This is a genomic window from Zhihengliuella sp. (assembly GCF_031178195.1).
Lineage (GTDB): Bacteria > Actinomycetota > Actinomycetes > Actinomycetales > Micrococcaceae > Zhihengliuella.
Genome location: NZ_JAPSJL010000002.1, coordinates 484,799 through 509,765, shown reverse-complemented (window position 1 = coordinate 509,765; position 24,967 = coordinate 484,799). Strand labels below are relative to the sequence as shown.

General features: G+C 70.8%; 21 protein-coding genes. 15 read left to right on the top strand and 6 right to left on the bottom strand.

What is annotated here, in order from left to right; genetic code table 11:
* Positions 1 to 2 precede the first annotated feature (2 nt).
* The 3 genes from RIN46_RS04990 to pdxS all read left to right on the top strand — a co-directional run bounded on the left by RIN46_RS04990 (position 3) and on the right by pdxS (position 2,359).
* Entirely contained in the window at positions 3 to 629 is a 627-nt protein-coding gene (locus RIN46_RS04990) for an HIT domain-containing protein (protein ID WP_375141823.1), read from the top strand.
* Between the two features lie 7 nt (positions 630 to 636).
* Positions 637 to 1,275, top strand: coding sequence for a phosphatidylinositol phosphate synthase (gene pgsA / locus RIN46_RS04985; protein WP_309079692.1), 639 nt, complete (start codon positions 637 to 639; stop codon positions 1,273 to 1,275).
* Between the two features lie 175 nt (positions 1,276 to 1,450).
* The gene (gene pdxS, locus RIN46_RS04980) at positions 1,451 to 2,359 is read left to right on the top strand and encodes a pyridoxal 5'-phosphate synthase lyase subunit PdxS (RefSeq protein WP_309079693.1); all 909 of its coding nucleotides are present in this window, start codon (positions 1,451 to 1,453) and stop codon (positions 2,357 to 2,359) included.
* A 101-nt stretch (positions 2,360 to 2,460) separates the two neighbouring features.
* Here pdxS and RIN46_RS04975 read toward each other — a convergent pair whose 3' ends face one another.
* Both RIN46_RS04975 and RIN46_RS04970 read right to left on the bottom strand, forming a co-directional pair.
* Positions 2,461 to 3,276 (bottom strand): GNAT family N-acetyltransferase, encoded by an 816-nt coding sequence (locus RIN46_RS04975; RefSeq protein ID WP_309079694.1) that lies wholly within the window; start codon positions 3,274 to 3,276, stop codon positions 2,461 to 2,463.
* A gap of 71 nt (positions 3,277 to 3,347) precedes the next feature.
* Positions 3,348 to 5,354: a M3 family metallopeptidase gene (locus RIN46_RS04970; RefSeq protein ID WP_309079695.1), complete on the bottom strand. Its 2,007-nt coding sequence runs from the start codon at positions 5,352 to 5,354 to the stop codon at positions 3,348 to 3,350.
* A gap of 142 nt (positions 5,355 to 5,496) precedes the next feature.
* Between RIN46_RS04970 and pdxT the strand changes: the two genes are divergently transcribed.
* The 9 genes from pdxT to RIN46_RS04925 all read left to right on the top strand — a co-directional run bounded on the left by pdxT (position 5,497) and on the right by RIN46_RS04925 (position 15,303).
* Positions 5,497 to 6,243 carry a pyridoxal 5'-phosphate synthase glutaminase subunit PdxT gene (gene pdxT, locus RIN46_RS04965; RefSeq protein WP_309079696.1) on the top strand — a complete coding sequence of 249 codons (747 nt, stop codon included), beginning with the start codon at positions 5,497 to 5,499 and terminating at the stop codon, positions 6,241 to 6,243.
* A gap of 2 nt (positions 6,244 to 6,245) precedes the next feature.
* Complete coding sequence (locus RIN46_RS04960; RefSeq protein ID WP_309079697.1) at positions 6,246 to 7,001, top strand: YebC/PmpR family DNA-binding transcriptional regulator; 756 nt, start codon at positions 6,246 to 6,248, stop codon at positions 6,999 to 7,001.
* A 3-nt stretch (positions 7,002 to 7,004) separates the two neighbouring features.
* Positions 7,005 to 7,640, top strand: coding sequence for a crossover junction endodeoxyribonuclease RuvC (gene ruvC, locus RIN46_RS04955; protein ID WP_309079698.1), 636 nt, complete (start codon positions 7,005 to 7,007; stop codon positions 7,638 to 7,640).
* An 85-nt stretch (positions 7,641 to 7,725) separates the two neighbouring features.
* A complete protein-coding gene (gene ruvA, locus RIN46_RS04950) occupies positions 7,726 to 8,352 on the top strand; it encodes a Holliday junction branch migration protein RuvA (RefSeq protein ID WP_309079699.1) in 627 nt (208 codons plus the stop codon).
* Between the two features lie 33 nt (positions 8,353 to 8,385).
* Complete coding sequence (gene ruvB / locus RIN46_RS04945) at positions 8,386 to 9,456, top strand: Holliday junction branch migration DNA helicase RuvB (protein WP_375141835.1); 1,071 nt, start codon at positions 8,386 to 8,388, stop codon at positions 9,454 to 9,456.
* Between the two features lie 124 nt (positions 9,457 to 9,580).
* On the top strand, positions 9,581 to 9,982 hold the full coding sequence (yajC, locus tag RIN46_RS04940) for a preprotein translocase subunit YajC (RefSeq protein ID WP_309079701.1): 402 nt from the start codon (positions 9,581 to 9,583) through the stop codon (positions 9,980 to 9,982).
* A gap of 8 nt (positions 9,983 to 9,990) precedes the next feature.
* Positions 9,991 to 11,784: a protein translocase subunit SecD gene (gene secD / locus RIN46_RS04935; protein ID WP_309079702.1), complete on the top strand. Its 1,794-nt coding sequence runs from the start codon at positions 9,991 to 9,993 to the stop codon at positions 11,782 to 11,784.
* A complete protein-coding gene (secF, locus tag RIN46_RS04930) occupies positions 11,777 to 12,778 on the top strand; it encodes a protein translocase subunit SecF (RefSeq protein WP_309079703.1) in 1,002 nt (333 codons plus the stop codon). The genes secD and secF overlap by 8 nt, the downstream gene beginning before the upstream one ends.
* 299 nt (positions 12,779 to 13,077) lie before the next feature.
* Complete coding sequence (locus tag RIN46_RS04925; protein WP_309080110.1) at positions 13,078 to 15,303, top strand: bifunctional (p)ppGpp synthetase/guanosine-3',5'-bis(diphosphate) 3'-pyrophosphohydrolase; 2,226 nt, start codon at positions 13,078 to 13,080, stop codon at positions 15,301 to 15,303.
* Here the strand turns inward: RIN46_RS04925 and RIN46_RS04920 are convergent.
* A complete protein-coding gene (locus tag RIN46_RS04920) occupies positions 15,291 to 16,031 on the bottom strand; it encodes a hypothetical protein (protein ID WP_309079704.1) in 741 nt (246 codons plus the stop codon). The two genes, RIN46_RS04925 and RIN46_RS04920, sit on opposite strands and share 13 nt — an antisense overlap.
* A 109-nt stretch (positions 16,032 to 16,140) precedes the next feature.
* Positions 16,141 to 17,598, bottom strand: a complete 1,458-nt coding sequence (locus tag RIN46_RS04915) for a DUF349 domain-containing protein (protein ID WP_309079705.1) — start codon at positions 17,596 to 17,598, stop codon at positions 16,141 to 16,143.
* Positions 17,599 to 17,830: 232 nt separating this feature from the next.
* Between RIN46_RS04915 and hisS the strand changes: the two genes are divergently transcribed.
* Complete coding sequence (gene hisS, locus RIN46_RS04910; protein ID WP_309079706.1) at positions 17,831 to 19,165, top strand: histidine--tRNA ligase; 1,335 nt, start codon at positions 17,831 to 17,833, stop codon at positions 19,163 to 19,165.
* 119 nt (positions 19,166 to 19,284) lie between these two features.
* Here the strand turns inward: hisS and RIN46_RS04905 are convergent, their stop codons facing one another.
* Positions 19,285 to 20,640, bottom strand: coding sequence for an APC family permease (locus tag RIN46_RS04905; RefSeq protein WP_309079707.1), 1,356 nt, complete (start codon positions 20,638 to 20,640; stop codon positions 19,285 to 19,287).
* A gap of 147 nt (positions 20,641 to 20,787) precedes the next feature.
* Between RIN46_RS04905 and aspS the strand changes: the two genes are divergently transcribed.
* Complete coding sequence (gene aspS / locus RIN46_RS04900) at positions 20,788 to 22,596, top strand: aspartate--tRNA ligase (RefSeq protein WP_309079708.1); 1,809 nt, start codon at positions 20,788 to 20,790, stop codon at positions 22,594 to 22,596.
* Positions 22,597 to 22,765: 169 nt separating this feature from the next.
* Here aspS and dtd read toward each other — a convergent pair whose 3' ends face one another.
* Complete coding sequence (gene dtd, locus RIN46_RS04895) at positions 22,766 to 23,200, bottom strand: D-aminoacyl-tRNA deacylase (RefSeq protein WP_309079709.1); 435 nt, start codon at positions 23,198 to 23,200, stop codon at positions 22,766 to 22,768.
* A 110-nt stretch (positions 23,201 to 23,310) separates the two neighbouring features.
* Between dtd and RIN46_RS04890 the strand changes: the two genes are divergently transcribed.
* Positions 23,311 to 24,774, top strand: a complete 1,464-nt coding sequence (locus tag RIN46_RS04890; protein ID WP_375141824.1) for a replication-associated recombination protein A — start codon at positions 23,311 to 23,313, stop codon at positions 24,772 to 24,774.
* Positions 24,775 to 24,967 lie beyond the last annotated feature (193 nt).

The window sequence follows — 24,967 nt, the reverse complement described above, 5'->3', positions numbered from 1 at the left end:
GCGTGGCGGGCGCACCGTCGGGGACCGGCCCGGAGGAGGCCCCAGGGGGTCGCTCGGCGGCGTCGACCGGCGCCGGTGGCGCTGGCGACGCGGAGGCCACCGACGACTTCTCGCTGCCCGGTGTGCCGGATTCCTTCCAGCGGCTCTGGACGCCGTACCGGATGGCGTACATCAAGGCCGGTCAGCAGCAGGTCACGGACGAGCACTCGTGTCCGTTCTGCCGGGCGCCGGAGCGCAGCGACGAGGAGTCGCTGATTGTGCACCGCGGCGAGACGGCGTTCGTGGTCCTGAACCTGTTCCCCTACAACCCGGGGCACCTGCTCGTCTGCCCGTACCGCCATGTCCCCAACTACACGGACGTCACGGTGGAGGAGACCGCCGAGATCGCGGCGCTGAGCCAGCATGCCATGCGCGTGCTGCGCCGGACCGCGAATCCGTCCGGCTTCAACCTCGGGATGAACCAGGGCACGACCGGCGGGGCGGGCATCGCCGCGCATCTGCACCAGCACGTGGTGCCGCGCTGGGGCGGCGACGGGAACTTCTTCCCGATCATCGCCCAGACGAAGGCGATCCCTGCGACGCTGGCCGACGTGCGGGAGCAGATCGCCGGCGCGTGGGACAGCGTCTGACGCGGCCATGCTGAACCAGTACGCGCGCGGTCTGTTCACCCGCCTCTTCACGCCCCTGGCCCGCTGGCTCCTGGCCCGCGGCGTCACGCCGGACCAGGTGACGGTGGCCGGCACCGCCGGCGTCCTCGTCGGGGCGCTCGTCCTCTTCCCCCTGGGGCAGCTGTTCTGGGGCACGATGGTGATCGCCGTGTTCGCCTTCGCCGACGTGGTGGACGGGACCATGGCCCGGCTTCCGGAGGGGCAGCGCCGGCGGGCCAGGACCGACGGGGAGACACGCTGGGGCAGCTTCCTCGACTCCAGCCTGGACCGCGTCGCCGACGGCGCTGTGTTCGCCGGCCTGGCAGTCTGGTTCTTCACCTCGGGCGACGAGCCGGCCGTCGGGGTCGGCTCGATCGCGTGCATGTTCCTCGGGAGCATCGTCTCCTACGTCCGGGCCAAGGCCGAGTCGCTCGGGTACGACGCCCAGACAGGGATCGCGGAGCGCGCGGAGCGACTCGTGGCGACGCTCGTCGCCGCCGGGCTCGTCGGCCTCGGACTGCCGTCGACGGTCCTGCTCGTGGTCCTGGTCCTCCTGGCCGCGGCCAGCGCGGTGACCATCGCCCAGCGGATGGCACGGGTGCGCGCGCAGGTCGCTGCGGAGCGTTAGCCGGGCACACCGCCGTCGCACGTTGCCCGCGGTGACGGACCGGCCTTAATCCAAATCACGTCGGCGGGCCGGATCTCTTGTAGAGTCCTGCTGTCACGCCCGTCGCGTGAGAACTCCACGGTGCGTCCCTCTGCGCCGTTCCCACTCAGCAAGCCCTTGTGAAAGGACGTAGTTCGTGTCCACCAATGAAGCCTCGCAGGCACCCGTCACCGGCAGCAATCGCGTCAAGCGGGGCATGGCGGAAATGCTCAAGGGCGGCGTCATCATGGACGTCGTCAACGCCGAACAGGCCCGCATCGCCGAAGACGCCGGTGCAGTGGCCGTGATGGCGCTCGAGCGCGTTCCCGCCGACATCCGCGCCCAGGGCGGAGTGTCCCGCATGTCCGACCCCGACATGATCGAGTCGATCATCGAGGCCGTGTCCATCCCCGTGATGGCGAAGGCGCGCATCGGCCACTTCGTCGAGTCGCAGGTCCTGCAGTCCCTCGGCGTCGACTACATCGACGAGTCCGAGGTCCTGACCCCCGCCGACTACACCCACCACATCGACAAGTGGCAGTTCACGGTGCCGTTCGTGTGCGGCGCCACCAACCTCGGCGAGGCCCTGCGCCGCATCAACGAGGGCGCCGCGATGATCCGCTCGAAGGGCGAGGCCGGCACCGGGGACGTCTCCAACGCGACCACCCACATGCGCCAGATCCGCGCCGAGATCCAGCGGCTGGGGTCCCTGCCCGAGGACGAGCTCTACGTGGCCGCCAAGGAGCTCCAGGCGCCCTACGAGCTGGTGCGCGAGATCGCCCAGACCGGCAAGCTGCCGGTGGTGCTGTTCACCGCCGGCGGCATCGCGACCCCGGCCGACGCCGCCATGATGATGCAGCTCGGCGCCGACGGCGTCTTCGTGGGCTCGGGCATCTTCAAGTCCGGCAACCCGGCGCAGCGCGCCAATGCGATCGTCAAGGCCACGACCTTCTACGACGACCCGTCGGTGATCGCCGAGGCCTCCCGCGGCCTGGGCGAGGCCATGGTGGGCATCAACGTGGACGAGATCCCGGAGCCGCACCGCCTCGCGGAGCGCGGCTGGTAGGGCGCCGAAGCCACTTCCGGGCGGGCCCGTGGACCTCGTGTCCACGGGCCTGTTCTGTGCCTGCCGTGGTGCGAGCGCGCGCAGGTGACCGGCGGCTCGCCTCAGTCCAGGCGGAGGAGTCGTCCGCGGCCCACCAGCTGCAGCCCGTTCGACGCGAAGAACCCCGCGGACGACGGCGAGGCCGCCACCATCACCCGGGCGGCCGCGCCGTCGTCGCACGCGGCGGCCTCGCCACCGGGCCCGGCGGCGAGGCCGGTCTCGAGCGCATGGAGGTTCGACCTCGAGAGCGACTCCACGAGCCCGTGCAGCAGGGCGCGCCCGACGCCGCGGCGACGTGCCGGGGCCGCCACGGCGAGCCCATGGACAGAGACCGCTCCGTCGGTGGTGAACTGGCCGAACGCCCGACCGCGGAGCAGTCCGTCCTCGCGGGCGACGGCGTGCTCGATGCGGCGCTGGGTCGAGGGGTGGCGGCGCCCGCCCACACTGTTGCGCCAGTGGGTGGCGACGTTCAGCTCCACTCGGTCCCGTCCCGACGCCTCCGGGACCTCGGGGGAGAGACGGACCCGTCCCGGCCAGCCCTCGGCGGTGCCGTGCCCGCGGCGCCGACGGACGAGCACGCCCTCGTGCCAGAGCACCGGCGGGCCGTCCCGGAACCCGAGGTCCCGCAGCGGCGCATCGGCGGTGGCAGCGTTGACCCAGGCATCCACGCGCGTCGCCCCGAGCCGCGCTCCCTCGGCCAGCGCCGGCCGCAGGCCCCCGATGTCGACATGCTCGGGGAAGAGCAGCACCAGCCGGCGCCGGGTCGGCAGCCAGGCCCAGTCGCATCCGTGCGTGGAGAAGACGCGCCCGCCGCTGGCCAGCGCGAGGGCCTGGAGCCACGACTTTTGTGCGGCCTGTGCCGCCGAGATTCCGCCCACGTTCCTGGTTGGCTCTTTCTGTTCAGTTGTTGCTGATGGTTTGTCGACGGTCGAGCGGACCGGCAGCGCGGTCAGTCGGCCAGGCCCCGGCGGGCGAGAAGCGGACCGATCTCCGGGTCCCGGCCGCGCAGTGCGCGGAACGAGTCGAGCGGATCCCGCGTATTGCCGCGGGAGAGGAGCTCCTCCCGGAAGCGGTCGCCGTTGGCGCGGGTCAGGCCGCCGTGCTCCGCGAACCATTCGACGGTGTCCGCGTCCAGGATCTGGCTCCAGATGTACGAGTAGTAGCCGGCCGCGTAGCCGCCGTCGAAGATGTGCTTGAAATAGCCGGTGCGGTACCGCGGCGGCACCAGATCGGGATCGAGCCCAGCGTCGCGGAGGACGCGGTCCTCGAAAGCGGGGACGTCGTCGACGTGCTCTCCCGGGGTGAGAGTATGCCATGCCAGGTCCAGGAGCGCGGCGGCCAGGTACTCGGTGGTCGCATACCCTTCGCCCCAGAGGGCGGCGTCCTCGATGGCGTCCGCGGCACCCTCCGGCAGGGGTTCGCCCGTCTCGTAGTGGAAGGCGTAGGTCTCGAGGATCCTCGGATGCAGGGCCCACATCTCGTTGACCTGCGAGGGATACTCCACGAAGTCGCGGGGCACCGAGGTGCCGGCCAACGAGGGGTACGTCGCCGTCGAGAAGAGCCCGTGCAGGGCGTGCCCGAACTCGTGGAACAGCGTCCGGACCTCGTCCAGCGAGAGCAGGGCCGGGCCGTTGCCGGGGGGAGCGATGTTGAGGTTGTTGACGACCACCGGCAGCTCGAAGAAGGCTCCCGCGCCGAGACGCAGCGAGTTCATCCAGGCACCGCCGGCCTTCGTGGGACGGGCGAAGAAGTCCCCGAGGAACAGTCCCAGGGCCGAGCCGTCCTCGTTGTAGACCTCCCAGACGCGGACGTCCGGGTGGTACGTGGGCAGGTCGAACCGCTCGGCGAACGTCAGGCCGTAGAGCTGGTGCGCGGCCTCGAAGACGCCGCGCTCGAGGACCGCGTTCAATTCGAACCACGGCCGCAGCGCAGCGGTGTCCAGATGGTAGCGGTCGCGCTGGACGAGCTCCGAGTAGAAGGACCAGTCCCACGGCCGGACCGGCAGCTCGGCGTACTGCTCGAGCTGCTCGTGCTCGGCACGGGCGTTGGCCATGGCTCGCTCCGCGAGGCCGTGGAGACGCTCCCGGACAGCCTCCAGCGACGGGGCCGTCTGAGCCTCGAGGACGTACTCGGCATGCGTGCCGTAGCCGAGCAGCCCGGCCCGCACCGCACGGAGCTGGGCCATGTCGCGGGCGAGGTGGAGGGTGGCGTGCTCGCCGGCCTGACCGCGGCCGACGGACGCCTCGAAGATCCGCTTGCGGGACGAGGCCTGGTTCAAGCGGGCCAGTGCGGGCTGCCCAGTGGGCAGCACGAGCGTCAGGAGGTAGCCGCCCCCGTATCCCGCGGCGAGAGCCGCTGCGGCCGCCGAGGAGATCTCCGCCTCGGACAGCCCCTGGAGGTCCATCACGTCCTCGAAGTGCACCGCTGCGGCGTTCTGGCCCGCCAGCTGCCGCCGGGAGAATTCCGTGGAGAGTTCCGAGAGCTCCGCATTGAGCTCGCGCAGCCGCTCCTGCGTCCCGGGGTCGACGTCGGCTCCGGCCTGGCGGAATCGGCGCAGCGTCTCCTCCCGCAGCCGGGCCGCCTCGGGCTCGAGGCCGTCGGATGGTGCCGCGGAGAGACGCGCGTACAGCCTGCCGTCCAGGTGGACGTCGTCGTGGTGGGCGGAAAGCATCCGTTGGATCTCGTGGTGAGCCACGAGCACGTCCTCCGTGCCGTGCGAGGGCTTCACGACGCCGAAGGCCTGGACGGCGCGGCGCAGGGTCTCCCCGGAGAGCTCGAACGCCTCGATGGTGTTCTCGAAGGTCGGCTCCGACCCATCCGTCGCGATGGTGCGCAGCTGCGCTCGCTGTTCCTCGATCCCCACGCGGACCGCCTCCACGTAGTGCTCGGCCGTGATCCCCGCGAAGTCGGGCATCTGGAACGGCAGGAGGCTCGGCTGCAGTAACGGATTGCTCATGCAGCAAGAATTTCACAGGTGGCGCGCCGGGCGGCGGATTTTACGTCTGGAGATGCGGTGTCCGCACCGGCATGCCTAGGGTGTAACACGTTGTCCGGACCGGTCCAGAGTCGTCCGGGCTGTTCGGAGAACGGAACGAAGCATGAATCAGACCCTCGACCCCGCGCCTTCGTCGGCGCTCGAGCGACCCCTCGTGGGCGTCCTCGCGCTGCAGGGCGACGTACGCGAACACGAGCACGCCCTCCGGGAGGGCGGCGCCGACGTCGTCAAGGTGCGACGCCCGGAGGAGCTCGAGCGGCTCGACGGGCTGGTCCTGCCCGGCGGCGAGTCCACGGCCATCGACAAGCTCGCGCGCACGTTCGGCGTCGCCGAGCCCCTGAAGGAGCGGATCGCCGGGGGCCTGCCGGTCTACGGGTCCTGCGCCGGACTCATCCTGCTCGCGGACCGCCTCGCCGATCCAGCGACGGACCTCTCCGGCGTGCCACAGCAGACGTTCGGCGGCATCGACATGCTGGTGCGCCGCAACGCCTTCGGCCGCCAAGTCGACTCGTTCGAGGCCGACCTCGACATCGCACCCGTCGACGCCGTCGACCCCGGGAGCCCGCGTCCCGTCCGGGCGGTGTTCATCCGCGCTCCGTGGGTCGAGTCGGTGGGCGACGGTGTCGACGTGCTGGCTACCGTCCCGGTCACGTACCGGCACGCGCACGACGCCGCAGAGCACCGTGCGGACGCCGGTGCGCCCGACGCCGACGGGGCCGAGGCGGGAGGGGTCGCTAGAATCGTTGCAGTTCGCTCCGGCAATCTGCTGGCCACCAGCTTCCATCCGGAAGTCACGGGCGAGCGGCGGATCCACCGGCTATTCATCCAGATCATCAGAGGAGAAGCGTAGGCATGTCAGGCCACTCCAAATGGGCAACCACGAAGCACAAGAAGGCCGCCATCGACGCCAAGCGCGCCAAGGCCTTCGCCAAGCTGACCAAGAACATCGAGGTCGCTGCGCGCGCCGGAGGGGCGGACCTGGACGGGAATCCGGCGCTCGAGCTGGCCGTCCAGAAGGCCAAGAAGAACTCCGTGCCCAACGACAACATCGACCGGGCCATCAAGCGCGGCGCCGGTCTGACCGGTGAGGCGGTCGACTACGCCGAGATCATCTACGAGGCCCGCGGCCCGCAGGGCTCGGCGCTCCTGGTCGAGTGCCTCACCGACAACAAGAACCGCGCCGCGTCCGAGACCCGCCTGGCGATCACCCGCAGCGGCGGCACCGTGGCGGACCCCGGATCGGTGAGCTACCTCTTCGCTCGCAAGGGCGTCGTCTCGCTGCCGAAGAACGGGCTGACCGAGGACGATCTGCTGCTGGCCGTGCTCGACGCCGGCGCGGACGAGGTGCAGGAGGCCGGCGACAACTTCGAGATCGTCAGCGAGCCCACGGACCTGCGCGCCGTCGTCGCCGCCCTCGAGGAGGCCGGTATCGAGTACGAGAGCGACGAGATCGAGTTCGTCCCGTCCATGAAGGTGGAGCTCGACGCCGACTCCGCGCGGAAGTTCCTCAAGCTCGCCGATGCCCTCGAGGAGCTGGACGACGTGCAGAACGTCTACTCCAACGTGGACATCCCGTCCGACGTCATGGCCGAGCTGGAGCAGGACTAGCCGGTGGCCCTGCGGGTGGTGGGCGTGGACCCCGGCCTGACCCGGTGCGGGCTGGCCGTCGTCGACGTCGAGGCCAATCGCAGGGCGACCCTCGTCGACGTGACGGTGATCGGAACCTCCGCGGACACGTCGCTGGACGCGCGGCTCCTGGGCATCGCCCGGGGGATCGAGGCGTGGCTGGATCGCTACTCGCCGGACGCGCTGGCCGTCGAGCGCGTGTTCAGCCACACCAATGTCAGCACGGTCATGGGCACAGCACAGGCGTCGGGGATCGTCATCGCCGAGGCCGCCAGGCGCGGCATCGCCGTCGCCCTCCACACCCCGACCGAGGTGAAGGCGGCGGTCACCGGCAGCGGACGCGCCGACAAGGATCAGGTGGGGCACATGGTCGCGAAGATCCTGCGGCTGGATGCCCCGCCCACCCCGGCGGACGCGGCCGACGCGGCCGCCCTGGCCATCACGCACGGCTGGCGCGGCGCCGCGCCGGGCTCGCACGCCTCCGCGACCGCGAGCGGCGGCTCCAGCGGCCTCACACCCGCCCAGCGGGCGTGGGCCCAGGCCGAGGCCGCCGCGCGCAAGGGCGCGTCGTCCCAGGGAACCGGCGGCAGGGGAGGCGCGGCGCGCCGCCCGATCCGCTGAGTGCCCGGCCCGCCTGCCTCATCCGTGGGCTGCCGGAGGGTAGGGTATTCGTAGATTTGTTCGGATGCCGGAGGTTGTTGGACGCATGATCAGTTCGCTAGCGGGCGTGGTGCAGCACGTCGGGCTCAATTCCGCCGTGATCGAGGTCGGAGGATTCGGCATGCTGGTGCAGGCCACGCCCCAGACGCTCTCCGGCCTGCACGTCGGCCAGCAGGCCACGCTCTATACCACCATGGTGGTGCGCGAGGAGTCGATGACCCTGTTCGCGTTCGCCGACACCGGCGCCCGCGAGGTCTTCGAGACGCTGCAGTCCGTCTCCGGCATCGGCCCCCGCATTGCCCTGGCGGTGCTGGCCGTCCTCACGCCCGAGGAGGTACGCGTGGCGATCGCCCAGGGCGACGCCAAGACGCTGACCAAGGTCCCGGGCATCGGGACCAAGGGCGCCCAGCGCATGGTGCTCGAGCTCGCCGGGAAGCTGGCCCCGACTGGAGAGACCGCTGATGCGCAGGTCGCGGCGGCGGACGAGAGCAGTTGGAAGGCGCCGGTCCTGGACGCGTTGACGGGGCTGGGGTGGAACGAGAAGGACGCGACCCGGGCCATGGACGCGTTCGAGACGGACAACTCGGAGCTGGTCGCGACCGGGACGATGCCTCAGATCCTGCGCGCCCTTCTCGCCGACCTCGGTCGGCGACCGCAGCGGGCCGGGCGCTGACCCGTGACCGACGAATCACGCAGGGAGGATGCGCTGATGGAGAGCCCCTTGACCGCGGCGACGAGCGAACCCGACGAGCGTGTGCTCGAGGCGGCGCTGCGGCCGAAGAACCTGCACGACTTCGTCGGCCAGCACCGCGTCCGGGAGCAGCTCTCGCTGGTGCTCGAGGCCTCCAAGATCCGTGAGCGCACCGCCGACCACGTCCTGCTCTCGGGCCCTCCGGGTCTCGGGAAGACCACGCTGGCCATGATCATCGCCGCCGAGATGAGCGCCCCGCTGCGCATCAGCTCCGGTCCGGCGATCCAGCATGCCGGCGACCTCGCCGCCATCCTCTCCTCCCTCAGCGAGGGCGAGGTTCTCTTCCTCGACGAGATCCACCGGATGAGCCGGCCCGCCGAGGAGATGCTGTACATGGCGATGGAGGACTTCCGCGTCGACATCGTCGTGGGCAAGGGCGCCGGCGCGACGGCGATCCCCTTGGAGCTCCCGCCGTTCACGCTCGTCGGGGCGACCACGAGAGCGGGTCTGCTCCCCGGGCCGCTGCGGGACCGCTTCGGGTTCACGGGCCATCTCGAGTTCTACTCCGTCGAGGAGCTGGAGCTCGTGCTCCGACGTTCGGCGATGCTGATGGACTTGCGGATCAACTCCGCCGGGTTCACCGAGATCGCCTCGCGATCCCGCGGCACCCCGCGTATTGCCAATCGGCTCCTGCGGCGCGTCCGGGACTGGTCGCTCGTGCACAACGTCGAGCAGATCGATGCCCGCCTCGCGTCGGCCGCACTCGACATGTACGAGGTCGATTCCCGCGGTCTCGACCGCCTGGACCGACAGGTGCTCCAGGCGCTCTGCACCAAGTTCGGAGGGGGGCCCGTCGGGCTCTCCACGCTCGCGATCGCCGTGGGGGAGGAGACCGAGACGGTGGAGACCGTCGCCGAGCCGTACCTCGTGCGCGAGGGACTGCTCGGCCGCACCCCTCGCGGCAGGATCGCACTGCCCGACGCATGGGCCCACCTCGGCCTGGCCATGCCGCAGTCCGCCCCGGGCTCAACGCCGGCTGCCGCGCAGGCGATCCCGGGGCAGGATGCGCTCGATCTCGACGAGTAGACCGTTCGCCGGCGGCGTAGGTCCCGCGCGTCACAGTCGCGCCCGTTAGACTGGCCGCGGCCCCGCGCTTGCGCGTGCCGCGGCCCGATCGGTACCGATCCACTATAGAAACAGGTAAAGACTCTTGACTTCGCTCCTGACCGCCGCGTCCGCAGAACAGACGCAGGCCTCCGGTTTCAACCCCATGAACCTCATCCTGCTCGTGGCCCTGGCCTTCATGATCTTCATGATGTTCCGCGGTCGGCAGAAGGCCAAGAAGGCCCAGGAGGAGCTCCGGTCCAAGCTTCACGTCGGCGCCCAGGTCATGACCAACTTCGGGCTCTTCGGCACGGTTCTCCGGCAGAATCCGGACGAGAACCAGGTCGTGCTCGAGCTCTCCCCGGGCACCACGGCCACCGTGCACTCCGGGGCCATCGCCAAGGTCGTCGAGCCCGCCGCGGCCGCGGAGACCGAGCAGGCTCCGGCGGAGCCCGCCGTCGAGTCCCCTGAGGAGACCGAGCGCCGCCTGAACGACGAGGAAAAGTAACTCCACCAATGGCCGAACCCATCCGGCACGCCCGGCGTGCCCTCATCTGGCTGTTCGTCCTGACGGTGGCGCTCGGCGGCGCGCTCGTCGCCGGAGTCGCCACCGGTCAGACGGCGGCCTCGCCGAAGCTGGCCCTCGACCTCGAGGGCGGCACCCAGATGATTCTGGCGCCTCGCGTCGACGGCGGGGAGGCGATCACGCAGGAGCAGCTCGAGCAGGCCGTGGAAATCATCCGCCAGCGCGTCGACGGCTCCGGCGTCAGCGAGGCCGAGATCACCACCCAGGGTGGGCGCAACATCGTTGTCTCCCTCCCGGGCATCCCGGACAGCCGGACCCGCGAGCTGATCCAGGCCTCCGCCAACATGGAGTTCCGCCCGGTCATCATGGCCGGCAGCTACGGTCCCACCCCGGAGGACCAGCGGCTCTCCGACGAAGAGCTCCCACAGCCCACCGGCGAACCCGAGACGGCCTCGGACACCAACTGGGTCACTCCCGAGCTATACCGCGAGTTCGAGGCGTACGACTGTGAGGCGGCCATTCAGGAGCGCTCCGTCGAGCCCGCCCCGGCGGACGCGCCGACGATCGCGTGCGATCCCGCCTACCAGGCCAAGTACATCGTCGGGCCCGTCGAGGTCGACGGCGACACCATCGCCGACGCCTCGCACGGCCAGGTGCGCAACGCGCAGGGCTACGTCTCGGGCGGCTGGGCCGTGAACATCGAGTTCAACTCCGAGGGCACCCGCCAGTTCCGTGAGGTCACCGAGCGCCTGACCGCGCTCCAGGGTGCGCAGAACCAGTTCGCCATCCTGCTCGACGGCGTCATCGTCTCGGCCCCGGCCAGCAATGTCGTCATCGCCGACGGACGCGCGCAGATCACGGGCAATTTCACCGAGGAAACAGCCGCCAAACTGGCCGAGCAGCTCAAGTATGGCGCCCTCCCGATCAGCTTCGAGATCCAGTCCGAGCAGCAGATCTCCGCCACACTCGGCGCCAACCAGCTGCAGATGGGAATGATCGCCGGCGTCATCGGCCTGGTGCTGGTCGCCGTCTACTCGCTCTTCCAGTACCGCACTCTCGGCCTGGTCACGCTGGCCTCGCTCGTCGTGGCGGGCATCCTGACCTACCTCGCGCTGGTGCTGCTGGGCTGGACCCAGAACTACCGGCTCTCGCTCGCCGGCATCGCCGGCATCATCGTGGCCATCGGCCTCACCGCCGACTCGTTCATCGTCTACTTCGAACGTGTGCGCGACGAGCTGCGCGACGGGCGAAACCTCGTCGCGGCAGTCGAGGCCGGCTGGTTCCGGGCCCGGCGCACCATCCTGGCGTCGAAGGCGGTGAACCTCCTCGCGGCGGTCGTCCTGTACGTCATGGCCGTCGGCAGCGTGCGCGGCTTCGCGTTCACACTCGGTCTCACCGCGATCGCGGACCTCGTGGTCGTCTTCCTGTTCACTCATCCGATGCTCCAGGTCCTGGCCCGGACGCGCTTCTTCGGCCAGGGGCATCCGGCCTCCGGGCTCGACCCGCGGACGCTCGGCGTGGCGCCGTTCTACCGTGGTGCCGGCCTGGTCCGCCCGGTGCTCCCGGTGAGCCCGGACGCTGCGGTGGGCCGGAGGAAGCCCAAGCGCCAGTCCGAGGCGGAGGCTGAACGCCGTCTGACGATCGCCGAGCGGCGGCGCCTCGCCGCGGAGGGTGCCGACGAGCCGGACGCTCCGGCCGCCTCCGAGGAGGCCCGAGCGTCCGTTCCGGCGAACACGAGAGCGGACGCCGGCCGCACCGGTGGCAAGGGAGCGAACGATGCGTAATCTCGCACAGTGGGGCAACGACCTCTACACGGGCAAGAAGTCCTACGACTTCATCGGCCGGCGGCGACTCTGGTTCATGGTCGCCGCAGTGCTGCTCATCGCCGCGGTCCTGGTCCCCGTGGTCAAGGGCGGGTTCAACCTCGGCATCGATTTCCGCGGTGGCTCAGAGTTCGTCGTCTCGGGCGTGGCGGACACGGACGTGGAGACCGGGGAGGAGGCCGTCGACTCCGTCGTCGATGTCGAAGGGGTCCGGGTCACCGCCATCACCGGCGACACCATGCGGGTCCAGACCGATCGGATGAGCGACGACGAGACCCTCGCCGTGGGCGATGCGCTCGCGGACGCCTACGGCGTCTCCGCCGACCACGTGACCAGCACCTACATCGGACCCACGTGGGGCGAGGATGTCTCGAAGCAGGCCCTCATGGGCCTCGTGGCGTTCGTGGCGCTCGTCGGCCTGCTCATGGCCGCGTACTTCCGGACCTGGAAGATGTCCGCGGCGGCGGTGCTCGGGCTGCTGTTCGTCGTCGTGGTCACGGCGGGGATCTACTCCGCCACCGGGTTCGAGGTGACGCCCAGCGCGATCATCGGCTTCCTCACCATCCTCAGCTACGCGCTCTACGACACCGTGGTGGTCTTCGACAAAATCCGAGAGAACACGGTCGACTACCGCGAGCAGCACGAGCGGTCGTTCCACGATCTGGTCAATCTCGCCATCAACCAGACCCTCGTCCGCTCGATCAACACCTCCGTCGTCGCCATCCTGCCGATCGGGTCGATCCTCTTCATCGGCTCCTTCCTGCTCGGCGCGGGAACGCTGAAGGACTTGGCGCTCGCGCTGTTCGTCGGTGTCATCGTGGGCACGCTGGCCACGCTGTTCGTTCAGGCCCCCCTCTACGCCCAGTTGCGGGCGAGCGAGCCGGAGCTGCGCGAGCACGCCGAGGCCGTCGACGCCGGGCGCGGTGCCTCGGCGGAGCCGGCACCCGCACGCTAGGGAGCGGTGCCGGCTCCTCCCAGGCCGGCCTGCTGCCGGCGGGCCCGTACCGATCAGTCCTGGTCGGTGCGGGCCCGCTTTCGTCCGGCGACCGGGTCCTGCTGCTCAAGCACCCCTCAAGGCCGCGGCGTCATCTGACGTCCCGTGGTGCCCCTGGTCTGCTGCGGCATCCGCACTGCAGTAACCTTGGGGTACCCCACTGCAGGTCAGGGGTGCGTTGACCTGACGGACCGTGTTCGAAAGGAGACGCTGTGGCCGAGAATCGCACGAGCGCCGACGGACAGCGGCGCGGGCGGACCATGTCCCGCCTGGCCCGTTTCGCCGGACGGTCGCCCATGGGGCAGCCCCCGATCCTGGAACCGCTGCTGCGCACGGTCCGCGCCAACAGCCCGCGCGAGGACCTCGAACTGATCACGCATGCGTTCGCCGTCGCCGAGCGCAAGCACGAGGGGCAGAAGCGCAAGAGCGGCGACCCGTACATCACCCACCCGGTCGCGGTGTCCACGATCCTCGCCGAGATGGGCATGACCGGCACCACCCTCGCCGCTGCTCTCCTGCACGACACCGTCGAGGACACCGACTACTCACTGGACGACCTCCGCCGAGAGTTCGGCGACGAGGTCGCCATGCTGGTCGACGGCGTGACCAAGCTGGACAAGGTCAAGTTCGGCGACGCGGCCCAGGCCGAGACGGTGCGGAAGATGGTCGTCGCGATGTCCAAGGACATCCGCGTGCTGCTCATCAAGCTGGCCGACCGCCTGCACAACGCGCGAACGTGGCGGTACGTCTCGCCGGAGTCCAGTGCCAAGAAGGCCCGCGAGACCCTCGAGATCTTCGCCCCGCTCGCCCATCGGCTAGGCATGAACACCATCAAGTGGGAGCTGGAGGACCTCTCGTTCGCCGCGCTGCATCCGAAGGTCTACGAGGAGGTCGTCCGCCTCGTCGGTGACCGCACGCCGGAACGAGAGAAGTACCTCTCCACGGTCCGGAAGCTCATCGGCGAGGATCTCCATCAAGCGCGCATCAAGGCCTCCGTCACCGGCCGACCCAAGCACTACTATTCCGTGTACCAGAAGATGGTGGTGCGCGGCAAGGAGTTCAATGACATCCACGACCTGATGGGTGTGCGCGTCCTCGTCGACTCGGTCCGCGACTGCTACGCGACCCTAGGCACCCTGCATGCGCGATGGAATCCGCTGCCGGGGCGGTTCAAGGACTACATCGCGATGCCCAAGTTCAACATGTACCAGTCGCTGCACACCACCGTCATCGGTCCACAGGGCAAGCCGGTGGAGATCCAGATCCGCACGCACGAGATGCACCGGCGCGCCGAGTACGGCGTCGCCGCCCACTGGAAGTACAAGGAGCACAGCAAGGGCTCCGTCCCGGAGCAGGGCCAGCAGGACATGGGCTGGCTGCGCAGCCTGCTCGACTGGCAGGAGGAGACCCGCGATCCGGGGGAGTTCCTCGACAGTCTCCGGTTCGAGATCAACGCCGCCGAGGTGTTCGTGTTCACGCCCAAGGGCGAGGTCATGGCGCTGCCGGCCGGTTCCACGCCGATCGACTTCGCGTACTCGGTCCACACCGAGGTCGGGAACCGGGCCATCGGGGCCCGGGTCAACGGCAAGCTGGTGCCGCTGAGCAGCGAGCTCCACCACGGCGACTGGGTGGAGATCTTCACCTCCAAGGCCGAGGGCGCCGGGCCCAGCCAGGACTGGCTCGGCTTCGTCAAGAGCGCCCGCGCGCGGAACAAGATCCGCCAGTGGTTCAGCAAGGAGCGGCGCGAGGAGGCCATCGACAAGGGCAAGGACCTGCTGACTCGGGAGCTGCGCAAGCACCACCTCCCGCTGCAGAAGCTCATGACGCACGAGACCCTCTCAGCGGTCGCGCACGAGCTCCGGCACAATGACATCGCGGCGCTCTACGCTGCCGTCGGCGACGGCCACACCTCCGCCCAGAACGTCATCGAGCACCTGATCGCCCTGACGGCCGAGCCGGACGAGGTCTCCGAGTTCGACGACGTTCCGCTCACCTCCCCGGCCAAGGCGCGGAGCGCCTCGGGGGACTCGGGTGTGATCGTCAAGGGCGCCGGCGATGTCATGACCAAGCTGGCTCGCTGCTGCGGACCGGTTCCCCCGGACGAGATCGCCGGGTTCGTGACGCGTGGCGCCGGGGTCTCCGTGCACCGCGCGAACTGCAGCAACTTCCTGGCGCTGTCCGAGGAGAAGGAGCGGATCGTCGAGGTCGAGTGGGCGCCCACCAAGACCAGCCTCTTCCTGGTCGAGATCCAGGTCGAAGCGCTCGACCGCAAGTCCCTGCTCTCCGACGTCACCCGCGTCCTGAGCGAGAGCCACGTGAACATCCTGTCCGCGAGCGTGACGACAACGCGCGACCGGGTAGCCCTCAGCCGGTTCTCCTTCGAGATGGGCGATCCGAAGTACCTCAGCCACGTCCTCAACGCGGTGCGCCGCATCGACGGCGTCTACGACGTCTACCGGGCCACGGCTTCGGGTCAGCGCGGCTGACCGGCCGGCTGTTCCGTCGCATCGGCCGCCGGCCGCTCGAGCACGCGCGGCGCCCGCCGGACGGCTTCGTCCAGCCGTTCCAGGGCGCGCACCTTCCCGGGCCGTCGTCTGGACCCGGCCACTGCCTCGTGCAGCGCTCCGGCGTCGACGGCGAGGGCCCGGAGGCTGATCAGCCGGCTGGCGGTGCGCACCACCACGTCGTCGGGCTCCTCGCGCCAGAGGAGGTCGAACGCCGTACGCAGCGGGGTGGCCACCCGCACCGCGGCGACCCTCTGGATCTCCGCCGGTTCGAGTGACTGCTCCAGACAGCGGATCGGCATCCGCTCCGCAGCTGATCGGGGGAGGCGTTGGAAGGACGAGACGTACAGCTCCAGTCGCCGCGGAACGGGCGCGCAGCCGTAGACCCAGGCCGCGGAGAAGCCTCCGACGGCCGTATAGGCGACCGGGCCGGCGGCGCAGGCTGCCGCCCGGGCGCGCACGGTAGGGGAGTCTCCTGCCCGGGCCTCGACCCAGACGTTCGTGAGAATGTCCCGGAGTAGGCCCTCCCGGGCCATGGCGGAGAGCTCCCCGACCCCGAACGGGGCCCCCGCCCGGTACACGTTCGGCAGCTCGGCCGTCCCGTCGTCGCCGCCGCCGCGGTCGGGAGCGGGCGCGGGGGCGGGGGCGAGGCCGGACCTGCGGGCTCCACTGCCGGAGCGTGTGCGGGACGGGAGCGGGAGGTGAGTCATGACTCCACCCTCCGCGGACGGTTCGCGGTACGCCAGGGGCCGCCGTCCCGGTGTGGACAGCGGCCCCTGGGCCTGCGGGCCTGTGGAGGAACCCCGGTGGCAGGGCGCTCTAGGAGAGGTCCTGCGCCGAGGCGGACACCGTCTCGAGCCAGGTGCGTCGGGCCTCCAGCGCTTCCTCGGCCTTCTTGATCTTTCGCTGGTCGCCGCCGGCCCTCGCCTCGTCGAGCTCGCGCTCGAGCTGGGCGATCGACTCCTCGAGCTGGGCCAGCATGCTGTTGGAGCGGGCCTTGGTCTCCGGGTTCGACCGGCGCCACTGCTCGTCCTCGGCGTCCCGTACGGCGTCCTCGACCTGGCGCAGGCCGGCCTCGATCCGCTGCATGGCCGAGCGCGGCACCTTGCCGGCCTGGTCCCAGCGCTCCCGGACCGAGTCCAACGCCTTCTTGGCCGCACCCAGGTCCTTGATGGGCAGGATCGCGCGCGCCTCCTCGAGGAGCTGCTCCTTGACCTTCAGATTCTCCTCGAACTCGGCGTCGAGAGCAGCGTTCGCCGCATTCCGCGCGTTGAAGAAGACGTCCTGGGCGGCTCGGAACCGTGCCCACAGGGCATCGTCGTCCTTGCGGGCGGCTCGCTTGGAGGCCTTCCACTCGTCCATGAGCTTGCGGTACTCGGCGGCCGTGTGACCCCAGTCGGTCGACGTGGAGAGCTCCTCCGCACGGGCAATCAGCGATTCCTTGACCCGCTTGGCCTCCGCGTGGTCGGCATCGAGCTGCGAGAAGTAGCCGCGGCGGTGCTTGTCGAAGATCGTGCGCGCTGCGCGGAACCGCTTCCAGAGGGCATCCTCGGTGCCTCGCCCGAGCCGCGGCCCCGACTTCTGCGCGTGCTTCCAGGCCTCGAAGAGCTCGTTCATGCGCTGGCTGGCCTGCTTCCACTGGACCTTCTGCGGGTCCTGCGCGGCGAGCTCCTCGGCCTCGGCGACCAGTGCCTCCCGCTCGGCCAGGTGCGCCGCCCGGGCCCTCTCCTGCTCCTGCCTCTCCGCCTCGTGCAGCAGTGCGACGTCCTCGCGCGCCTTGGCGATGCGCTCCTCGAGGGCCTTCAGGTCGCCGACCATGCCGCGGGCCGCGACCTGCTCGGCGAGCCCGGAGAGCGTCTTCTCCATATCCGTCGTCGGTGCCTTGGCGGCCACCCGGTGCTCCAGCAGCAGCACCTGGTTCACCACGTCGTCGTACTTGCGCACGAAGTACCCGAGCGCCTCGTCCTGCGACGCGTCCGGGTACTGGCCGACCGCGTGCTCCTCGCCGTCGACGACGACGAACACGTGCCCGTCCTCGGTCACCCGCGCGAACCGGCGCGCCTCCTCCAGGGGCGTGGAGTACGACGGCGGCGCGACCACTGAGTCGGCGGTCGCGGCGGGCTTCGTGCCCGCTGCCGGCTTCAGCGCGGTCGGCTTGACTGCCGACGGTTTGATCGCCGAGGGCTTCACCGCCCCTGGCGTCGCCGCGGCGGGGGCCGGGGCCGCAGGGGTCGGTCCTGTGGACTGCTGGTCGTCGGATTTCTGACTGTCGGTCACCGCTGGAACTCTTTCACTCGTGCCGCGCATGGCCGGGCCACCGCGGGTTCATGTCTCATCCGTCACTCTACCGAGTCGCGTTCCGACACCCAACCGGCGGCGGGCATGACGCTAGAATGAGGCGGTCCGGCCCGCGGACGCGCCGATGCGGCGCGTCGATCGCGGCCGGCGCGTCGGCGTCGAAGCGCCGGCCCGCCCACGCCACCGAAACGACCCAGGAGCGATCCCGCCCATGGCACGCAAGGCCTCCCTGTCCGGCTTCCCCGAATGGCTCCCCGGCGAGCGGCTCGTGGAGCTCCATGTCCTGGACACGTTGCGCCGGACCTTCGAGCTCCACGGGTTCAGCAGCGTGGAGACCCGTGCCGTGGAGACCGTCGGGCAGCTGCTGCGCAAGGGGGAGATCGACAAAGAGGTGTACGGCCTCTCGCGGCTGCAGGGCGACGAACCGGCGACGGCCGAGGACCCGAACGGACTGGCCCTGCACTTCGACCTGACGGTTCCCTTCGCGCGCTACGTCGTCGAGAACGCCGGACACCTGAACTTCCCCTTCCGGCGCTACCAGATGCAGAAGGTCTGGCGCGGCGAGCGTCCCCAGGACGGCCGCTTCCGCGAGTTCACGCAGGCGGACATCGACGTCGTCGGTGACGGCAGCCTGCCCTTCAAGTACGACGTCGAGCTGGCGCTGGTGATCGCGGAGGCGCTCTCGGCCCTGCCGATCGGCGATTTCACCCTCCGCGTGAACAACCGCAAGCTCGCCGAGGGCTTCTACCGCGGGCTCGGACTCACCGACACCGCGGGGGTCCTGCGCAGCATCGACAAGCTGGAGAAGGTCGGGCCCGCGCGGGTCAAGGAGCTCCTCATGGAGGAGCTCGGCGCCACGGGCGAGCAGGCCGACTCCGCCCTGGCGCTGGCTGCCATCCGCACCGAGGACATGTCCTTCGTGGACCGGGTCCGTGCGCTCGGCGTGGAAGACGAGCTGCTCGAGCAGGGCCTGGACGAACTCTCGCAGGTTGTCTCCATGGCGGTCCGCCGCGCCCCGGGCCGTGTGGTCGCCGACCTGAGCATCGCGCGCGGGCTCGACTACTACACCGGCACCGTCTACGAGACCGTGCTCGTCGGCCACGAGCAGCTCGGCTCGATCTGCTCCGGCGGCCGCTACGAGTCGCTGGCGACCAAGGGCAGCCGGACGTTCCCCGGCGTCGGCCTGTCGATCGGCGTCAGCCGGCTGGTCTCGCGCATGCTCGCCGAGGAGACGGCCGTCGCGTCGCGCAGCGTCCCCACTGCCGTCTACGTGACCCTCACGAACGACGACGCCTGGTCCGAGGCGCAGGATGTCGCCGCCCAGCTGCGCGCCCGCGGCATCAGCGCGGAGGTCGCCGCGACCGCGGAGAAGTTCGGCAAGCAGATCAAGTTCGCCGACCGCCGCGGCATCCCGTTCGTCTGGTTCACCGGCTCGGACGGCGCGCACGAGGTCAAGGACATCCGTTCCGGCGAGCAGGTTCCCGCCGATCCGGCGTCCTGGACACCGCCCGCCGAGGACCTGGAGCCGCGGATCGTCGCGAGCTGATCCGGCCGGGCCTGCACGGGTCCGGATCCTCGCAGTGAGGGGCACGGCAGCCGGGCCTCGGTCGACCGCCCCGGTGCTCCTCTCGAGGCTGCTCCTCTCGAGTCCGTAGTCGGCGCGCGTCAGTCGGCGGGCCGCCGCAGCGCGATCCGCACCAGCCGGTAGACGATCCCGACGGCGAACACGCCGAGCATGGTCAGGACCGAGGCCGAGGGCAGCAGGAACGCCACCGCAGTGCAGGCGACGGCACCCAGGGCCGGCACCCAGCGTGGGCAGTACCAGGGCCGCCGCGCGCCCAGCCGCCACGCGGCCAGATTCGCCACACCGTAGTACACCAGCACCCCGAAGCTCGAGAACCCGATGACCGTGGTCAGGTCGCCCGCCTGGACCAGGAGCAGCACGACGACGCCGACCGCGAGCTGCCCCGCCCACGGCACGGCGTGACGCTCCGGCGCACCCCGGGCGTCCACCGGCGGGTGCGGGCCGGGGGAGAAGAGGCCGCGCAGCGACGCGATCCGCGCCAGGTCCGCCGGCACATCCCCCTCGCGGGCCATCGCCAGCAGCGTCCGGGACACCCCCGCGACCAGCGAGAGCAGCGCGCCCAGGATCGCCACGCACGCGGCCGCGACGACGACGGGCGCCGGGATGCCCAGGCCCGTGGCCGCGTCCGCGACCGGTGCCGGGCTGGCCGCGAGCGCGGGCAGCCCCAGGAACCGGGATACCGCGACGGCGAGCAGGAGGTACAGCAGCACCGTCGTCGTCAGTGCGGCGACTACGGCGAGCGGGATGGTCCGGCGGGGGTTCCGGACCTCTTCGCCGAGCGTGGCGACGCGAGCGTATCCTGCGTAGGCGAAGAACAGGAGCCCCGCCGCCTGGAGCACGCCCGTCACCGTGCCGTCCGCAGGCGCGTCGCTCGACAAGCCGAGGCCCGGCGTCGTCGTCACGGCTGACGCTCCGGAGCCGGGATCGGCGCCGAGCGCTGCCGCACCGACCCAGACGAGCACCGCGAGGACCGGCAGGACGAGCAGCTTCGCTGCGGCGGCCGTGCGCGTGACGCCGAGCAGATTGACGGCCGTGACCGCGACGACGGCGGCCGAGGCCCACAGCCGGGCAGCACCGGGCTGGATGTAGGTGCCCAGGGCCAGCGCCATCGCGGCGCAGGACGCCGTCTTGCCGGTCACGAAACCCCAGCCGGCCACGAAACCGGGCCACGCACCGAGCTCGTGCCGCCCGTAGGCGTACGCGCCGCCCGAGGTGGGGTGCACGGACGCCAGCGCCGCCGTCGACAGGGCGTTCGCCAGCGCCAGTCCGGCCGCAACAAGGACGGCGACGAGCAGGAGCCCGCCGGACGCCCGGGCCGCGGGTGCGAGCACCACGAAGACGCCGGCTCCGACCATCGAGCCGACGCCGATGGCCGTGGCGTCCACCGGTCCCAGCCGGCGTTCCAGCCGACCGCGCGATGCGCTGCTCGCCGTCATCCCGTCCCCTCCAGTCCGGCAGCGAGCGCTCGCCGCGGCCGACGCCCCAGCATGGGCCCTGCACGTGTACAGAGGGTAAACGAGGGCGCAGGTGCGAAGCGGTAAACTCGTGCGGGATCCGACTTCACCCCTTATGAAAGGACCGCAGTGCTGCGCACTCACGACCTGGGAACCCTCAGGGCAGAGCACATTGGCCAGACCGTCACCTTGGCAGGCTGGGTCGCCCGGCGGAGGGACCACGGAGGCGTGGCCTTCCTCGACCTGCGCGACGCGTCCGGCGTGGCCCAGGTGGTGGTGCGCAACGAGGACGACTTCCACGCGCTGCGCAACGAGTTCGTCCTCCAGGTGGTCGGCACCGTCGAGCGCCGCCCCGAGGGCAACGAGAATCCCGCCCTGGCGACCGGCGAGATCGAGGTCATGGCCGAGACCGTGACCGTGCTGAACACGTCGGCCCCACTGCCGTTCCAGATCGACGAGCACGTCGAGGTCGGCGAGGAGGCGCGCCTGCGCCACCGCTACCTCGACCTGCGGCGCCCGCGGCCGGCCCACAACATCCGCCTCCGCTCCGAGGCGAACCGCGTGGCCCGCGACGTCCTGCACACCGAGGGATACATCGAGATCGAGACGCCGACCCTGACGCGGTCCACTCCCGAGGGCGCCCGCGACTTCCTGGTGCCGGCCCGCCTGGCCCCCGGCTCCTGGTACGCGCTGCCGCAGTCGCCGCAGCTGTTCAAGCAGCTGCTGCAGGTCGGCGGCTTCGAGAAGTACTACCAGATCGCCCGCTGCTACCGCGACGAGGACTTCCGCGCCGACCGCCAGCCCGAGTTCACGCAGCTCGACATCGAGGCCTCGTTCGTGGAGCAGGACGACGTCATCGCGCTCGGCGAGAAGATCGTCAAGGCGCTCTGGAAGCTGATCGACGTCGACATCGAGACGCCGATCCGACGCATGACGTACGCCGAGGCGATGGAGAAGTACGGCTCGGACAAGCCCGACCTGCGGTTCGGTCTGGAGCTGACCGAGCTCACGGAGTTCTTCAAGGACACCACCTTCCGCGTCTTCCAGGCACCGTACGTCGGCGCCGTGGTCATGCCGGGCGGGGCGTCGCAGCCGCGGCGCACGCTGGACGCCTGGCAGGAGTGGGCCAAGCAGCGCGGCGCCAAGGGACTCGCGTACGTGCTGGTCCAGGAGGACGGATCCCTGACCGGCCCGGTGGCGAAGAACCTCACCGACTTCGAGCGCGAGCACCTCGCCGGCACGGTCGGCGCCGCGCCCGGGGACTGCATCTTCTTCGCCGCGGGCGAGGCCCGGACCTCCCGCGCGCTGCTCGGTGCCGCCCGCGTGGAGATCGGCCACCGCACCGGCCAGATCGCCGAGGGCGACTGGGCCTTCGTGTGGGTCGTGGACGCGCCGATGTTCGAGCCCGCCGAGGAGGCGGTCGCCTCGGGCGACGTCGCCGTCGGTGCGGGCAAGTGGACCGCCGTCCACCACGCCTTCACGTCGCCGAAGCCGGAGCACCTGGACACGTTCGACCAGGATCCGGCCAGCGCGCTGTCCTACGCCTACGACATCGTCTGCAACGGCAACGAGATCGGCGGCGGTTCCATCCGTATCCACGATCGCGAGGTCCAGGAGCGCGTCTTCCGCCTGATGGGCCTGGACGAGGAGTCCGCGCAGACCAAGTTCGGGTTCCTGCTCGAGGGCTTCAAGTACGGCGCCCCGCCCCACGGCGGCATCGCGTTCGGCTGGGACCGCGTCCTGCAGCTGCTGACCGACTCCGAGTCGATCCGCGACGTCATCGCGTTCCCGAAGACCGGCGGCGGCTTCGACCCACTGACCAGCGCCCCGGCGCCGATCACGCCGCAGCAGCGCAAGGAGGCCGGCGTGGACACCAAGCCGGAGCCGAAGAAGGCGGAGTCCGCCGAGACGGCGGAGAAGGCGGCCGCGGCCCAGTAGGGTCCGTCCGGCACTCGTCGCCGGGACTACGGCGTACGACGGCGGCCGCGCCCCTCCCGCTCGGATGGCACCCAGCATCCGGATCTGGCGAGGTGGTGCGGCCGCCGTCGTTCTGTGCCGGGGACCTCTGCCGCAACGCCCCCGGACACCGCTCCGGCGCCGGGGTCGCCTACGGCAGGTCGGCGGTGTCGACGATCAGTGTGAAAGGTCCGGAGTTCACGCTGGCGACGTCCATCATGGCTCCGAAGGAGCCGGTCTCGACGTGGGCGCCCAGGGTGCGCAGATGCGCGACGAACGCCTCGTAGAGCGGTTCCGAGTGATCGCGTCCGGAGGCCTGGGTCCAGGACGGCCGTCGCCCCTTGCGCACCTCGCCGTAGAGGGTGAACTGGCTGACGACGAGCAACGGGGCGCCGGCGCTCTCGCAGGACTGCTCGTCCTCGAGCATCCGCAGCCGCCAGACCTTCTCGGCGAGCTTCACGGCCTCCTGCGGACCGTCGTCGTGCGTGACCCCGAGCAGTACGAGCAGACCCGTCCCGATCGAGCCGACGACCTCGCCCTCGACTGTGACCCGTGCCTCCGCAACGCGTTGCGCGACCGCCTTCATCCTCGTCCTCCCGGTGGTCCTGTCCGTGGTGTGCCGCACGCGACTCTACCGCCCTCCGCCCGAGGGCGGACGCGGCCGTCCGGCGGGCGCCGGGTGAGTAGGCTGGGGGCGTGAGTGACTTGTTCAGCGGCCTGGCGGCCTTCGACGACGAGCCGGAAGAGCGGGGCGGGCCGCCCGACGACGGCGGCACCCGGCCGCTCCCGCCGCTCGCGGTCCGGATGCGCCCACGCAGCCTCGACGAGCTGGTGGGCCAGCAGCACCTGCTCGGACCCGGCTCGCCCCTGCGCCAGCTGGCGCAGGGCGCCAAGGCCGGCCCCGCGGGTCTGACGAGCGTCATCCTCTGGGGGCCTCCGGGCACGGGCAAGACCACGCTCGCCCACGTGATCGCCCGGGGGCCGGGCCGGAAGTTCGTCGAGCTCTCCGCCATCACCGCCGGCGTCAAGGACGTCCGCCGCGTCATGAGCCAGGCGCTGACCGACCGCGACCTCAACGGCCGGACCACGGTCCTCTTCCTCGACGAGATCCACCGGTTCAACAAGGCCCAGCAGGACGCGCTCCTGCCCGGCGTGGAGAACGGCTGGGTGGTCCTCGTCGCGGCCACCACCGAGAACCCGTCCTTCTCCGTGGTCTCCCCGTTACTCTCGCGCTCGCTGCTGCTGACGCTGAAGCCGCTGGAGGACCAGGACATCCGCAGCCTGCTGGTCCGGGCCGTGGAGGAGGAGCGGGGCCTGAACGGCTCGGTCCGCCTCACGGACGAGGCGCTCGAGCACCTGGTCAAGCTCTCCGGCGGCGACGCGCGACGCTCCCTGACAGCACTCGAGGCGGCGGTCGCCGTCGCGCTCAGCGGTCCCGCCGCCGGCGGGGACCGCGCGATGCAGGGGGCCGGGGAGCAGGCACCAGAGGTAGAGGAGTCCGGGGAGACGACGGACGACGACGGCGCCGTCGTCACGCTCGAGGACGCCGAGCGCGCCATGGACGTGGCCGCCCAGCGCTACGACCGCGCGGGCGACCAGCACTACGACGTCGTCAGCGCCTTCATCAAGTCCATTCGCGGTTCGGACGTGGATGCCGCGCTGCACTACCTGGCCAAGATGATCGAGGCGGGCGAGGACCCCCGGTTCATCGCCCGGCGGATCATCATCAGTGCCAGCGAGGACGTCGGGATGGCGGACCCGACGGCTCTGCCGATGGCGGTGTCCGCGGCGCAGGCCGTGCAGCTGATCGGCATGCCGGAGGGCCGCATCGTGCTCGCGCAGGCCGTTGTCCATCTCGCCACGGCGCCGAAGTCCAACGCGTCCTACAAGGCGCTGGACGCGGCGATCGCCGACGTGCGCGCCGGCCGCGGGCAAGGCGTGCCCGCCCACCTGCGCGACGCCCACTACCCGGGGGCCAAGCAGCTCGGCCACGGGGCCGGGTACAAGTACTCCCACGACGCGCCCCACGGCGTCGCGGAGCAGCAGTACGCCCCCGACGACCTCGTGGGACACGACTACTACGCGCCCACGGGGAACGGCGCCGAGCGCTCCATCTCCGAGCGGCTGGCCCGGCTGCGGGAGATCATCCGCGGCCGCTGAACCCGCACGGCCCGCCCCGGCCCGGCGGGCCGTGCATGCTAGGATGGTACGTCGGCTGGCAAGCCGTCGTTTCACCGTGCCCGCATCCCGCTCCGGCGGTCCGGCCGGTTCGACGGTTGTAGGACTCCGGGGCGCGGCTCCCCGAAACTCTCCATCATGGAGGCCAGCGTGGAAGCAGCCGCCGAACGAAAGT

Coding starts and splice junctions, on each gene's coding strand:
- pgsA (WP_309079692.1), top strand. CDS start 637: ATGCTGAACCAGTACGCGCGCGGTCTGTTCACCCGCCTCTTCACGCCC.
- RIN46_RS04970 (WP_309079695.1), bottom strand. CDS start 5,354: ATGAGCAATCCGTTACTGCAGCCGAGCCTCCTGCCGTTCCAGATGCCC.
- pdxT (WP_309079696.1), top strand. CDS start 5,497: ATGAATCAGACCCTCGACCCCGCGCCTTCGTCGGCGCTCGAGCGACCC.
- RIN46_RS04960 (WP_309079697.1), top strand. CDS start 6,246: ATGTCAGGCCACTCCAAATGGGCAACCACGAAGCACAAGAAGGCCGCC.
- ruvA (WP_309079699.1), top strand. CDS start 7,726: ATGATCAGTTCGCTAGCGGGCGTGGTGCAGCACGTCGGGCTCAATTCC.
- secD (WP_309079702.1), top strand. CDS start 9,991: ATGGCCGAACCCATCCGGCACGCCCGGCGTGCCCTCATCTGGCTGTTC.
- secF (WP_309079703.1), top strand. CDS start 11,777: ATGCGTAATCTCGCACAGTGGGGCAACGACCTCTACACGGGCAAGAAG.
- RIN46_RS04925 (WP_309080110.1), top strand. CDS start 13,078: ATGTCCCGCCTGGCCCGTTTCGCCGGACGGTCGCCCATGGGGCAGCCC.
- RIN46_RS04920 (WP_309079704.1), bottom strand. CDS start 16,031: ATGACTCACCTCCCGCTCCCGTCCCGCACACGCTCCGGCAGTGGAGCC.
- hisS (WP_309079706.1), top strand. CDS start 17,831: ATGGCACGCAAGGCCTCCCTGTCCGGCTTCCCCGAATGGCTCCCCGGC.
- RIN46_RS04905 (WP_309079707.1), bottom strand. CDS start 20,640: ATGACGGCGAGCAGCGCATCGCGCGGTCGGCTGGAACGCCGGCTGGGA.
- dtd (WP_309079709.1), bottom strand. CDS start 23,200: ATGAAGGCGGTCGCGCAACGCGTTGCGGAGGCACGGGTCACAGTCGAG.